Genomic DNA, 13,700 nt, shown 5'->3' with positions numbered 1-13,700 from the left:
GCCGCCTGGACGCGCCGCCCTGCAGGTCAGTCCTCGTCGTGGCGGAACCGGGACAGGCCCTTGAACAGGAAGGGCGCGACCAGGGCGATGGCGGCGATGGCGATCATCACCGCCGATCCCGGATGCTGCAGCAGGATCATCGGGTCGCCCAGGCTCATCTGCAGCGACCGGCGCAGGGCGCTGTCGGCCATCGGCCCCAGGATCAGCCCGACCACCACCGGCGCGATGGGATAGTCATAGCGGCGCATGACGAAGCCCAGAACGCCGAAGGCCACCAGCATCGTCAGTTCCACCACCGAGGGATTGGCCGCGATCGTGCCCATGCAGGCGAAGACCAGGATGCCCGCGTAAAGCCAGGGCAGCGGGATCTTCAGCAGCCGCACCCACAGCCCGACCAGCGGCAGGTTCAGCACCAGCAGCATGATGTTGGCGATGAACAGCGACGCGACCAGCCCCCAGACCAGGTCGGGATGCTGCACGAACAGCAGCGGGCCGGGTTGCAGGTTGTATTGCTGGAAGCCCGCCAGCATCACCGCCGCCGTGGCCGAGGTGGGCAGCCCCAGCGTCAGCAGCGGCACCAGGCTGCCCGCGGCGGAGGCATTGTTGGCGGCCTCGGGGCCCGCCACGCCTTCGATGGCGCCCTGCCCGAACTCCTCGGGGCGTTCGGCCAGGCGGCGTTCGGTGGTATAGGACAGGAAGGTGGGGATCTCGGCCCCGCCGGCGGGCAGCGCGCCGATGGGAAAGCCCAGGGCGGTGCCGCGCAGCCAGGGTTTCCAGGACCGTTTCCAGTCCTGCCGCGACATCCAGACGGATCCCTGGATGGCCAGCGGCCTCTGGTCGCTGAACAGGTGGCACGAGGCGACGTGCAGCGCCTCGCCCAGGGCGAACAGGCCCACGGCCAGGGTGGTCACCTCGACCCCGTCCAACAGGTTCGGCACGCCAAAGGCCAGCCGCGCCTGCCCGGTCAGCTGGTCGATGCCGATCAGGCCCAGCCACAGGCCGATGCCAAGGCTGGTCAGCCCCCGCAGCGGCGAGGATCCGAAGGTGGCCGACACGGTGACGAAGGCAATCAGCATCAGCCCGAAATAGTCCCAAGGCCCGAACCGGATGGCGATCTGGACCAGGATCGGCGCGAAGAAGGCCAGCCCGGCGGTGGCGATCAGCGTGGCGACGAAGGATCCGATGGCGGCGGTGGCAAGCGCCGGGCCGCCGCGCCCGCGCCGGGCCATCTGGTTGCCTTCGAGGGCGGTGACGACCGAAGCGCTTTCGCCCGGCGTGTTCAGCAGGATCGCCGTGGTCGAGCCGCCATACATGCCGCCGTAATAGATGCCCGCGAACATGATCAGCGATCCGCCGGGATCCAGCTTGAAGGTGATGGGCAGCAGCAGGGCCACCGTCAGCGCCGGCCCGATGCCCGGCAGCACCCCCACCGCCGTGCCCAGCAGCACGCCGATGGCCGCGAAGGCCAGGTTCATCGGTTCAAGCGCGGTGGCGAAGCCCTGCATCAGGAAGGCAAGCGATTCCATCCCCGCCCCCTCAGAACAGCCGTTCGACCGGGCCCATTGGCAGGGCCAGCGTCAGCAGCTTGTTGAACAGCAGGAAGATGCCGGTGGCCAGGACCAGGCCCAGGATCAGATCGGCGATCCAGGCGCGGCGCCCGAAGGCGCGGGCGGTCAGGACGAATAGCAGGGTCGATCCGATGATGAAGCCCGCGCCGGACCAGATCGCCGCGATCAGGCTGGCCAGCCCCAGGGCGACCCAGCCCACGGCCCGCCAGTCGGTGGGGCCGGGATCGTCCTGCCAGCGGAAGGCCGCGAACAGGTGGCCCGCCCCCATGACCGCGAGGAACAGCGCCACGAAGTAGGACGCCGCATCAGCGCCCATCCCGTAGGTGGCGCGGATCTGCATGGCACTGGCGTCGCGCCAGGTGATGAACGCCATCGCGAACAGGACGATGCCGATGACAAGCGTGGGCCGGTGCAGGCCCCGGGCGGTCGGTGTGGACACGGGACGGGCTCCCCAGGGGTCGGGACGGAAGCGGGGACCGGAAGGCCCCCGCCGGGGGTCGCTGGGCGCTTGCTCGGGCGCTTATTCGGCCAGGCCGATCGAGGTCAGGATGGATTTCACCCGTTCGGTTTCCGCTTCCAGAAAGGCCGCGAATTCCTCTGAGGGGGCGTAATAATCGGACCAGCCGCGGGCCTTCAGCATTTCCTGCCATTCGGGCGTCTGCACGGTCTGGGCGACGGCCTGTTCCAGGGCGGCCTTGTCGGCCTCGGCCAGGTCGGGGCCGGCGAAGATGCCGCGCCAGTTGACCAGCTCGATGTCGATGCCCTGCGCCTTCAGCGGCTGCGCCTCGATGCCCTCGATCGGCTCGGGGTAGGAGATCGCAAGCGCCCGCAGGTCGCCCGATTCGATCTGGCCCTGCCATTCCCCATAGCCCGAGATGCCCGCAGTCACCTGCCCGCCCAGCATCGCCGCCAGGGCCTCGCCGCCGCCGGAATAGGCGACGTAGTTCACCTTGGCCGGATCCTCGCCCGCCGCCTGGGTGATCAGCGCCGACAGCATGTGATCGGCGCCGCCCGCCGACCCGCCCGCCCAGATGGTGCGTTCGACGTCGCTCTTGATGCCCTCCATCAGGTCGGCCATCGTCTGATAGGGGGACGAGGCCGGGACCACCACCACCAGCGGATCGCCGGTCAGCCGCGCGATGGGCGTGACGGCGGTCAGGTCATAGGGCGCCTTGTTGGTGATGATGGCGCCGACCATGGTGATGCCGCCGACCATCAGCTGGTCGGGGCTTCCCGCCGCGCCCTGGACGAACTGCGCCAGGCCCACCGTGCCGCCCGCACCCGGGACGTTGACGACCTGCACGCTGCGGGCGTTGCCGGTGGCCATCATCACCTCTTGCAGGGACCGCGCTGCGGCATCCCAGCCGCCGCCGGCACCCGCCGGGGCCATGATGGTCAGTTCCAGATCCTGCGCCGCGGCCGCGGATCCGGACAGGGCCGCGCCTGCGGCGACCAGCCAGGCTGCGGCCAGGCGGGAATGAAAGAAAGTCATGCTTATCCTCCCTGAAGTCGCATGTTTGCGATCACGAAGAAGATGCACTTCATCATAATAAAGTGCAATTTCTTTTTCTGGCACCGCTTGGGGAAGGGTCCGGGCTGCGGGCATCCTACACCGGTTCGACCCCAATGGCGATGCCCGTCTGCACGGATCGTCAGGCGGGGCCCTGCAACGGGGCCGCAGGGTCGCGGCCTTGGCGGCGCCAGAGTTCGGGCGTCATCCCGGTCGCCTCGCGGAACACCCGGATCAGGTGCGAGGCGTCGCAAAATCCGGTCTCGGCGGCGATCTGGCTGATGGTGCGGTCCGGGCGGCCCAGCAGCATCCGCACCTGCGACAGGCGCACGCGCATGAAGGCTTCGGCCGGCGACATGGACAGCGAGGCCGCGAAATGGCGCTCGAGCTTGCGGCGGCTGACCTGGAGATGGGCCGCCACATCGGCCACCGCGGGCGGCGTGTCCAGGTTCTGCTGCAGCATCAGCAGGGCGCGGCGCACCAGCGGATCGTCGGCCGCCAGATCCAGCGGCAGGCCGGGCTGGGGGTCGTCCGCGGCCATCGCCTCGTCGATGATCATGATGTGCAGGCTTTTCCGCGCCGCCGCGCGGCCGATGTGGCGGTCGATCAGGAAGGCCGCCAGATGCGCCGAACTGGCCCCGCCCGAACAGGTCAGCCGGTCGCGATCCACCACGAAGATGCGGTCCGAGACGGGGCGCAGCCCGTCGAACTGTTCCAGGAAATCCTCGTGGTGGAACCAGCTGACGCAGCAGCGGTATCCGTCCATCAGCCCGGCCCGGTGCAGGATGAAGGCGCCGGTGCAGACGCCCACCAGCGGCACGCCCGCGCGCGCCGCGCGGTGCAGGAAGGCGGTGTATTCGGGCTCCAGCCGCTCGATCTCGTCGATCAACCCGCCGACGACGACGATGTAGTCGAAGCGCGCGGGATCGCCCAGCCTGTCGTCCGGGGTGACCGCGATGCCGCAGCTTGACTGCACCGGCTGCGACGAGGTCGCCAGAACCCGCCAGGAACAGCGGATCGGGCGGGACCGGTCGCCCTCGTCGGCGGCCAGCCGCAGCATGTCAACGAAATTGGCGAAGGCCGACAGGGTGAAGCGCCGCGCCAGCACGAAGCCGACGCGCAGCCGCAGGGGATCGCCGGGGCCCGGGGTTTCGCGCATGACGCAAAGATAACACCGCACTGGCGCAGGGATCCAGTCCGCGCCCGAGGCTTTCGGTCAGAATGGCGGGTGACACCGCAATTGCCCGCAAGGTCCCCGCCATGACCCGTTTTTCCGCCTTCACCCTGCTGAAGCAGGCGCTCAACGGCCACAAGGGCTGGCGCGAACAATGGCCGGACAGCCAGCCCAAGGCGGAATACGACGTGGTCATCGTCGGCGCGGGCGGACACGGCCTGGGCGCGGCCTATTACCTGGCCAAGGAACACGGCATCACCAATGTGGCGGTGATCGACAAGGGCTGGCTGGGCGGCGGCAACACGGGCCGCAACACCACCATCATCCGGTCGAACTATCTCTATGACGAAAGCGCCAGGCTTTACGACCACGCGCTTGACCTGTGGGACGGCCTGTCCCAGGAGCTGAACTACAACGTCATGTATTCCAAGCGCGGCGTGCTGATGCTGGCGCACAACGTCCATGACGTGCAGTCCTTCCAGCGTCACGTCCACGCGAACCGGCTGAACGGCGTGGACAACCGCTGGCTGACGGCCGCGGAATGCAAGGCCTTCTGCCCACCGCTGAGCATCAGCCCGGACGCCCGCTTCCCGGTGATGGGCGGCGCCTTGCAGCGGCGCGCGGGCACGGCGCGCCACGACGCCGTGGCCTGGGGCTATGCCCGCGCCGCCGCGGCCCGCGGCGTGGACATCATCCAGAACTGCGCTGTGACCGCGATCCGGCGCGGCCCGGACGGGGCGGTGATCGGCGTCGATACCGCCAGGGGCTTCATCCGCGCGAAGAAGGTCGCCGTCTCGGCCGCGGGCAACACCAGCGTGGTGATGGACAGCGCCGGCCTGCGGATGCCGCTGGAAAGCTTCCCCCTGCAGGCCCTGGTCAGCGAGCCGGTGAAGCCGGTCTTTCCCTGCGTGGTCATGTCCAACAGCGTCCACGCCTATATCAGCCAGTCCGACAAGGGCGAACTGGTGATCGGATCGGGCACCGACCAGTACACCAGCTACAGCCAGCGGGGCGGGCTGCCGCTGATCGAACACACCCTGGCGGCGATCTGCGAGATCTTCCCGATCTTCACGCGGATGCGGATGCTGCGCAAATGGGGCGGCATCGTGGACGTGACGCCCGACCGTTCGGCCATCCTCGGAAAGACCCCGATCAAGGGCCTGTATGTCAACTGCGGCTGGGGCACCGGCGGCTTCAAGGCCACGCCGGGCGCGGCGCATCTGCTGGCCTGGACTGTCGCCAGGGACGAGCCGCACCCGCTGAACGCGCCCTTCACGCTGGAACGCTTCACCACCGGCCGGCTGATCGACGAAGCGGCCGCCGCCGCCGTCGCGCACTAAGGATCCCGCCATGCTGCTGATCCACTGCCCCTATTGCGACGACAGCCTGCCCGAGCTGGAGTTCACCTATGCGGGCGAGGCGCATATCGCCCGCCCCATCGACCCCGCCGCCCTGTCGGACGAGGAATGGCGCGACTTCCTGTTCATCCGCACCAACGCGCGCGGCCCGCATTACGAACGCTGGCGGCATGTCGGTTGCGGGCGCTTCTTCAACGCCCTGCGCGACACCGTCACAGACCGTTTCCTGATGACCTACAAGGCGGGCCTGCCCCGTCCCCCCTGCCCCCGGAGACCGCCCGATGAGCCGCTATCGCATCCCCGGCAAGGGCCGCGTCGATCATTCCGCGCCGGTATCCTTCACCTTCGACGGCAAGACCTACGGAGGCCTGCGCGGCGATACCGTGGCCTCGGCGCTGCTGGCCAACGGCGTGCATCTGATGGGCCGGTCCTTCAAGTATCACCGCCCGCGCGGCGCCGTCACCGCGGGGTCTGAGGAGCCGAACGCCCTGATCGGCACCTCGCGCGGCGCAGGCCGGTTCGAACCCAACACCCGCGCCACCGTCCAGGAACTGCGCGGCGGCCTGGTCACGGAAAGCCAGAACAGCTGGCCGAAGCTGTCCTTCGACCTGGGGGCGGTGAACGACCGGGCCTACATGCTGTTCTCGGCCGGGTTCTATTACAAGACCTTCATGTGGCCGAAATCCTTCTGGGACAAGGTCTATGAACCCGTGATCCGCGGCGCGGCGGGGCTGGGCCGGTCGCCCGCGGAACCCGACCCCGACCGCTATGCCTCGCGCTACCTGCACACCGACGTGCTGATCGTCGGCGCAGGCCCCGCGGGGATCGCCGCGGCGCTGTCGGCGGCGCAATCGGGCGCCGACGTGACGCTGGTCGATGAGAACCCGGAAATGGGCGGATCGCTGCTGTCGGACCCGGCGGTGCAGATCGACGGCCGGCCCGCCTGGGACTGGCTGGAGGCGCAGCTGACCCGCCTGCGCGCCGCCGGGGTGCGGCTGATGACGCGGACCACGGCCATCGGCTACTACCACCAGAACATGGTGGGCCTCTGCCAGCGGCTGACCGATCACCTGGACAACCCGCCCGCCGATGCCCCGCGCGAACGCCTGTGGCGGGTCCGCGCGGGCCAGGTGGTGCTGGCGCAGGGGGCCCTGGAAAAGCCGCTGGTCTTCGACGGCAACGACCGCCCCGGCGTGATGCTGGCCGGTGCCGCGCAGACCTATCTGCACAAATACGGCGTCCGCGTGGGCGATGCGCCGGCGGTCATCACCAGCCATGACAGCGCCTGGTACGCAGCCTTCGACCTGGCCGACAGCGGCGCGCGCGTGGCGGCGATCATCGACACCCGCGACAGCCTGCGCCCCGACCTGCTGGACGGCGCCCGCAGGCGCGGGATCGAGGTGCTGGCAGGCCACACCGTCACCACCACCCGGGGCCGCTTGCGGGTGAAATCCGTCCGCGCCGCCCCCGTTCGCGGCCAACACGTCGGCACGGGCCGCGACATCGCCTGCGACTGCCTGCTGATGTGCGGCGGCTGGACGCCCTCGCTGCACCTGTTCTCGCATACCAAGGGGTCGCTGGCCTGGGACGGCCAGACCTTCCTGCCCGACCGCAAGACCGAGGACTGCGAGATCGCGGGCGCGGGCCGGGGCCTCTGGGGTTACGCCCCGGTGCTGGCGGATGGCGCGGCGGCGGGGCTGCGCGCGCTCGAGGGGCTGGGCCGTGCGGGCCATCCGGCCGCCTTCGCGGTCGCGAACGACCGCCCCGGCAGCGGGATCAGCCACACCGAACTGCCGACCGACGGCGATGCGGGCAGGGCCAGGGCCTTCATCGACTTCCAGAACGACGTGACCGCCAAGGACATCCGCCTGGCCGTGCGCGAGGGGATGCGGTCCATCGAACACGTCAAGCGCTACACCACCAACGGCATGGCCACCGACCAGGGCAAGATGTCCAACATCAACGGGCTGATGGTCGCGGCCGACGCGCTTGGCAAGGAGCCCCCGCAGGTGGGCCTGACCACCTTCCGCCCGCCTTATACCCCCACCAGCTTCGGGGCCTTCTGCGGCTATCTGCGCGGCCAGACCTTCCAGCCGACCCGCAAGACCCCCATCGACCCTTGGGCCGAGGCGAACGGCGCGGTCTTCGAACCCGTCTCCCAGTGGCGCCGCGCCCGCTATTTCCCCCGCCCGGGCGAGGACATGCACGCCGCCGTGATGCGCGAATGCAAGGCCACGCGGGCCTCGCTGGGCATCTTCGACGCCTCGACCCTGGGCAAGATCGAGGTCGCGGGGCCGGATGCGGTCGAGTTCATGAACCGCATGTACACGAACCCCTGGACCAGGCTTCAACCCGGCCGCTGCCGCTATGGCCTGCTGCTGGGCGAGGACGGCTTCATCCGCGACGACGGCGTGATCGGGCGGCTGGCCGACGACCTGTTCCACGTCACCACCACCACCGGCGGCGCGGCGCGCGTGCTGACCATGATGGAGGACTACCTCCAGACGGAATGGCCGGAACTGGATGTCTGGCTGACCTCGACCACGGAGCAATGGGCCACGGTCGCGCTGAACGGGCCGAACGCCCTGGCGGTGCTGAAGCCGCTGGTGGAGGGCGTGGACTGGGCCGACTTCCCGCACATGTCCTGCGCCGAATGCACCGTGGCGGGCCTGCCCGCCCGCCTGTTCCGGCTGTCCTTCACCGGAGAGGCGGGCTTCGAGGTGAACGTGCCCTCCCGCCACGGCCTGACCCTCTGGACCGCGCTGATCGAGGCGGGCAGGCCCCATGACATCTGCCCCTATGGCACCGAGGCCATGCACGTGCTGCGCGCCGAAAAGGGCTACATCATCGTCGGCCAGGACACCGACGGCACGGTGACGCCGGCGGACGCGGGCTTGGACTGGGCCGTGGGCAAGGCCAAGAAGGACTTCGTGGGCAAGCGGTCGCTGTCGCGCCCCGACCTTGTCGCCAGGGGCCGCAGGCAGCTTGTGGGCCTGCTGACCGACGACGGCAGCCTGCTGGAGGAAGGCGCCCAGATCGTGCTGGACCCCGACCAGCCGACGCCGATGCGCATGGTCGGGCACGTCACCTCGTCCTATCATTCGACGTTGGGTCATCCGATCGCCCTGGCGGTGATCGAGGGGGGCTTCGACAAGATGGGCGAGACGGTGTTCATCCCCATGCCCGACGGGGTGCGCAAGGCGCGCGTCACCTCGACGGTGTTCTATGACCCCGACAACAGCCGGCTGAAGGCCTGAGGAGAGACGCATGACCAACCAGAAGCACGGCTTCGCCGCCTCGGCCGTGGTGGTCGAGGAACTGGCCCCGGTCCTGCGCCTGTCCCTGCGCGTAAAGCCCGCGTACAGGGACGGCCTGGCGCAGGCGCTTGGGCTGGACCTGCCCGCCCGCATCGGCGCGCGCGCCCGCTCGGCCGGGGCCGAGGCGCTGTGCCTGGGTCCCGACGAATGGCTGCTGACCGCCCCCGCGGGCAGCGACCTGGCGGCGCCGGCCCGCGCCCTGCGCGGGTCCGCGCCGCACAGCCTGGTGGACATCAGCGACCGAGAGATCACGCTGCGCCTGTCCGGCCCCGCGGTGCTGGACCTGCTGGCGACCTGCTGCCCGCGCAATCTTGCGGCCATGCCGGCGGGCAGCGCCGCCCGGACGGTCTTCGACAGCGCCACCGTGATCCTGTGGCGCGACGGCCCGGCCGATTTCCGCATGGACGTCTGGCGCAGCTTCGCCCCGCATGTCCGCCTGCTGCTGGCCCAGGCGCAGCAAGAGATCGCGGCGGGGCTGTAGCGCTGCCCGGTTGTCCCGGCCGGCGGGCCCGGCTATCCTTCCGCCATGACAGCGACACCCCGGAACTGGTTCGACCAGGGCGGGCAGGGCTATGCGCGGTTCCGCCCCGACTATCCCCCCGAACTGGCGGTGCATCTGGCCCGGCTGGCGCCGCGGCAGGGCTGCGCGGTGGACCTGGGCTGCGGCAACGGGCAGCTGACGACCCGGCTTGCGGCGCATTTCGACCGGGTCATCGGCCTTGATCCCAGCCGGGACCAGGTGGACCACGCCCTGCCCCATCCGCGCGTCCGCTATCGCCGCGCCGCGGCCGAGGCCACGGGCCTGCCGGACGGCGCTGCCGACCTGATCGCGGCGGCGCAGGCCGCGCACTGGTTCGACCAGCCCGCCTTCCACGCCGAGACGCGCCGCATCGCCGCCCCCGGGGCCGTCCTGGCCCTTGTCAGCTATGGGCTGCTGCGGCTGGAGGACGAGGCCCTGAACGACCGCTTCGCCCGCTTCTACCGCGACGGGATCGGACCCTTCTGGCCGCCGGAACGCCGGCTGGTGGACAGCGGCTATGCGGATCTGGACTTTCCCTTCGCGGAACTGCCGGCCCCTGCCCTGTCGATCCGGCGCGACTGGGATCTGGCCAGCTTTCTGGGCTATGTCGGCACCTGGTCCGCCGTCCGCCGCGCCCGCGAGGCAGGCCGGGACGCCGTCCTGGACGACTTCGCGCAGGATCTGTCCCGGCTGTGGGGCCCGCCCCTGGCGCGGCGGCGGGTGATCTGGTCGCTGGCCATGCGGATCGGCCGCGTCTCGCCCCTTCCGGGTTGAGCCCGGCGCCGCCTGCGCCCCTTCCGCACGGCCGCCTGCGACCCAAGCAGGGAGATTTGCACGTTCTGCAGATCCCCTTGCGGCGGGCTGTGGCGGCGCCTAAGCATGGCCTGTCGGATGGACGGTCACGCCATGACTTCTCAGAACCCCATGCGGGGCATCGTGCTGAAATGCGCCAGCGTGGCGGTGTTCACGGTGATGGCCGCGATGCTGAAGGCCACGGCGGAAACCGCCAGCGTGCCGCCCGGACAGCAGGTGTTCTTCCGGTCGCTGTTCGCGATCCCGGTGATCGTGGGCTGGCTGGCCCTGCGCGGGGAACTGGCGGTGGGCTTCCGCACCGTCCGCCCCCTGGGCCATGTCTATCGCGGCCTTGTCGGGACCGCCGCCATGGGGCTGAACTTCTGGGCCCTTGCACTGCTGCCCTTCCCCGAGGTGACCGCCATCGGCTATGCCTCGCCCCTGCTGGTGGTGGTTTTCGCGGCGATGTTTCTGGGCGAGGACGTGCGCCTGTTCCGCCTGTCCATGGTGGGGCTGGGGCTGGCGGGGGTGCTGATCGTGCTGTCGCCGCAACTGCGGCCGGGCGAAGGGGCGGATCCCTATCGGCTGCTGGGCGCGGTGGTGGCCCTGGGGGGCGCGGTCATGGCGGCCCTGGCGCAGCTGTTCATCCGCAAGCTGGTCCAGCAGGAAAGCACCTCGGCCATCGTGTTCTGGTTCTCGTTCACCTCGACGGTGCTGGGGCTGCTGACGCTGCCCTTCGGCTGGGTCATGCCCGATGCGGGGACGGCGGCGCTGCTGGTGGGCAGCGGGCTTCTGGGCGGGCTGGCGCAGATCCTGCTGACCTCGGCCTATCGCTTTGCCGACGCCTCGCTGGTGGCGCCCTTCGAATACGTCTCGATGCTGCTGGCCATCGCCATCGGCTGGTATGTCTTCGCCGAGGCCCCCACCGCGGTGGTGCTGGCGGGGGCGGCCCTGGTGATCGGCGCGGGCATCGCGATCATCTGGCGCGAACGCCGGCTGGGCCTGGAACGCAACCGGCAGCGCAAGGCCATGACGCCGCAGGGCTGATCCGCCCCCCGGACGCCGCTTCTTTCTGGGTCGTGACAAAGATTTCGCTTCCGAATAACGTGCGGGCAACCAGGCACCGGTCGCTTCAGGGAACGAATGAGCAAGCTGTCAGAAGAGCGCCGCATCGACACCGAGATCCATCGGTCGAAGTCGGGCTCGGATCCTTTTTCGGCGGCGATGCGGGCGACACGGATGCCCATGCTCATCACCGATCCCCGTCTGCCCGACAACCCCATCGTCTTCGTCAACGACGCCTTCGCCCGGCTGACGGGCTATACCCGCGACGAGACGCTGGGGCGCAATTGCCGGTTCCTGCAGGGGCCGGGCACCAACGCCGAGGATGTGGGCCGGCTTCGCCAGGCCATCGCGGACCTTGTTCCCATCGAGATCGAGTTGCTGAACTACAAGAAGGACGGCAGCATCTTCTGGAACCGCGTGCTGGTGTCGCCGGTCTTCGACGAGGGCGAGGTGACCTATTTCTTCGCGTCGCAGTTGGACGTGACGGGCGACAAGCTGGGCGAAACCGCCCTTGTCGCCGGCAGGAACACCGAAATGCAGCGCCGCATCGCCGACCTGACGGCGGCCGAGGAGCGGCTGCAGTTCACGCTGGAGGCCGGCGGCCTTGGCACCTGGACGCTGGACGTTCCCAACCGGCGGCTGGTGGCCTCGGCCCTGTGCAAGGCCACCTTCGGCCGCGGGCCGGGGGACGACTTCAGCTACCAGGATCTTCAGGCCTCGATCCATCCCGGCGATCTGGACCGCTGGAGGCAGACGCTGGACGCGGCGCTTTCGGGCGACGGTCAGTTCCGCATCGAATACCGCGTCATGCGGCCCGACGGCGAGATGCGGTGGGTTGAAATCCGCGCCGAGACGCGCTTCGACGCCGACCGCCGCCCCCTGACGATGAGCGGCATCTCGGTGGACATCACCGACCGCAAGGAAGCCGAGGCCTTCCGCAGCCTGGTCACGCAGGAGATGAGCCACCGGATCAAGAACACCCTGGCGACCGTCCAGGCCATCGTCAGCCAGTCGCTGCGTGCCGAACTGCCGACCAACCAGATGCGGCAGGTGATCGCCCGGCGGATCGAGGCGCTTGGCGGCGCCCACGACATCCTTGCCGGCAAGGACTGGGACGTGGCGGGGCTGCGCCAGACGGTGGACCGCGCGCTGCGGCCCTTCAACGCCGACGGGCGCATCCACTTCCACGGCCCCGATGTCGAGATCAGCCACAAGGTCAGCAGCGCCCTGACGCTGGCCCTGCACGAGCTTGCGACGAACGCCGTGAAATACGGCGCGCTGTCCGGCGACAGCGGGCAGGTGCGCATCGAATGGCGGGCCGAGGGCAGCCAGTTCATCCTGACCTGGGACGAATCCGGCGGACCCACGGTCAAGGCCCCGGCCCATACCGGCTTCGGCAGCCGGATGATCGAAAAGGCGCTGTCGGCCACCGTCAACGGCACCGCCGCCGTGGAATACCGCCCGGGCGGCATCCATTTCGAGCTGCGGGCGGACTGGGATGCCCTGGGCGGGCCGCCGCCGGCCTAGGTGATGTTGACAGAAGGGGTTCCACCGGCGTTCGCGCTGTGATTCAAGCTGCTCTCTACGTAGGAGATGAGCTTGGCACGCAACCTGATGTCCGACGACGAATGGGGATTCTTTGAGGGCTTCATCCGAGCCGTCCGGCATCCGAACGGGCGCAAGCCTGCGGACCATCGTCTTGTTCTGGATGGCATTTTCTGGATCGCAAGGACTGGTGCGCCGTGGCGCGACCTGCCCGAAGAGTTCGGCAAGTGGTCCTCGGTCTACCGGCAGTTCCGCCGTTGGACCCTTGCCGGGCTGTGGGAGGATATCCTGGACGCGCTGAACCACGCTGGGATCGCGCCGGACAAGCTGCAGATGATCGACAGCACCGTGATCCGCGCCCATCATCATGCGGCGGGCGCAAAAGGGGGACCCGAAAGAGGCTCTTGGCCGTTCGAGAGGTGGCTTCTCGACCAAGATCCATCTCCGCGTCAACGGCGCTGGCCTCCCGATGAGGACCGAGATCACGCCGGGGCAGGATTCCGACTACACCGGCTATGATCTGGTGATGGCCGACAACCTGCCGCAGCCAGCCGTCCTGGTCGCAGACAGGGGCTATGACTCTGATAAAATTCGGGAAGACATCGAGAGCCGCAACGCCCTCCCCATGATACCGATGCGAAAGAACCGAAGGGTGCGCAAGGCTGTCGACATGACCATCTACACCCTGCGCAACATGGTCGAGCGCTGCTTCAACAAGCTGAAAAACAGCCGTCGGCTGGCAACCCGCTACGACAAAACCGCAGAAAGCTTCCGCGGCTTCATCGACATCGCATGCATCAAGCTCTGGCTCCGCCATTTGTCAACATGACCTAGCGGCGGCCGCACGGGCC

The 13,700-nt window shown here is 69.2% G+C and carries 11 protein-coding genes and 1 pseudogene; 8 read left to right on the top strand and 4 right to left on the bottom strand.

The window, feature by feature from the left end:
- Positions 1–26: 26 nt before the first annotated feature.
- From ACZ1HC_RS00540 to ACZ1HC_RS00525, 4 genes are all read right to left on the bottom strand, one after another.
- The gene (locus tag ACZ1HC_RS00540) at positions 27–1,526 is read right to left on the bottom strand and encodes a tripartite tricarboxylate transporter permease (protein WP_472698278.1); all 1,500 of its coding nucleotides are present in this window, start codon (positions 1,524–1,526) and stop codon (positions 27–29) included.
- Between the two features lie 10 nt (positions 1,527–1,536).
- On the bottom strand, positions 1,537–2,007 hold the full coding sequence (locus ACZ1HC_RS00535; RefSeq protein ID WP_472698277.1) for a tripartite tricarboxylate transporter TctB family protein: 471 nt from the start codon (positions 2,005–2,007) through the stop codon (positions 1,537–1,539).
- 81 nt (positions 2,008–2,088) lie between these two features.
- A complete protein-coding gene (locus ACZ1HC_RS00530) occupies positions 2,089–3,060 on the bottom strand; it encodes a Bug family tripartite tricarboxylate transporter substrate binding protein (RefSeq protein ID WP_472698276.1) in 972 nt (323 codons plus the stop codon).
- Between the two features lie 160 nt (positions 3,061–3,220).
- Positions 3,221–4,237: a GlxA family transcriptional regulator gene (locus tag ACZ1HC_RS00525; RefSeq protein ID WP_472698385.1), complete on the bottom strand. Its 1,017-nt coding sequence runs from the start codon at positions 4,235–4,237 to the stop codon at positions 3,221–3,223.
- A gap of 101 nt (positions 4,238–4,338) precedes the next feature.
- On the opposite strand from ACZ1HC_RS00525, the gene ACZ1HC_RS00520 reads away from it, so the two are divergent.
- The 8 genes and pseudogenes from ACZ1HC_RS00520 (at position 4,339) to ACZ1HC_RS00485 (ending at position 13,678) form a co-directional block, all read left to right on the top strand.
- A complete protein-coding gene (locus tag ACZ1HC_RS00520; RefSeq protein ID WP_472698275.1) occupies positions 4,339–5,592 on the top strand; it encodes a sarcosine oxidase subunit beta family protein in 1,254 nt (417 codons plus the stop codon).
- A 10-nt stretch (positions 5,593–5,602) separates the two neighbouring features.
- Positions 5,603–5,869: pseudogene (locus ACZ1HC_RS00515) on the top strand (sarcosine oxidase subunit delta); the annotation flags it as partial.
- A gap of 22 nt (positions 5,870–5,891) precedes the next feature.
- Entirely contained in the window at positions 5,892–8,867 is a 2,976-nt protein-coding gene (locus tag ACZ1HC_RS00510) for a sarcosine oxidase subunit alpha (RefSeq protein WP_472698274.1), read from the top strand.
- Positions 8,868–8,877: 10 nt separating this feature from the next.
- The gene (locus ACZ1HC_RS00505; protein ID WP_472698273.1) at positions 8,878–9,408 is read left to right on the top strand and encodes a sarcosine oxidase subunit gamma; all 531 of its coding nucleotides are present in this window, start codon (positions 8,878–8,880) and stop codon (positions 9,406–9,408) included.
- Positions 9,409–9,453: 45 nt separating this feature from the next.
- Entirely contained in the window at positions 9,454–10,221 is a 768-nt protein-coding gene (locus ACZ1HC_RS00500) for a class I SAM-dependent methyltransferase (RefSeq protein WP_472698272.1), read from the top strand.
- 132 nt (positions 10,222–10,353) lie between these two features.
- Positions 10,354–11,286, top strand: coding sequence for a DMT family transporter (locus ACZ1HC_RS00495; protein WP_472698271.1), 933 nt, complete (start codon positions 10,354–10,356; stop codon positions 11,284–11,286).
- A 96-nt stretch (positions 11,287–11,382) separates the two neighbouring features.
- Complete coding sequence (locus ACZ1HC_RS00490) at positions 11,383–12,831, top strand: PAS domain-containing protein (protein WP_472698270.1); 1,449 nt, start codon at positions 11,383–11,385, stop codon at positions 12,829–12,831.
- A 66-nt stretch (positions 12,832–12,897) separates the two neighbouring features.
- Positions 12,898–13,678 (top strand): IS5 family transposase gene (locus tag ACZ1HC_RS00485; protein ID WP_472698269.1). Its coding sequence is split into 2 segments (ribosomal slippage): positions 12,898–13,241 and positions 13,240–13,678, totalling 783 coding nucleotides; the frame shifts between segments, so codons are not numbered across the junction.
- Positions 13,679–13,700: the final 22 nt, after the last annotated feature.

Source organism: Paracoccus sp. BR5-17, from assembly GCF_055693925.1.
This window is presented reverse-complemented; position numbering and strand designations above follow the sequence as displayed.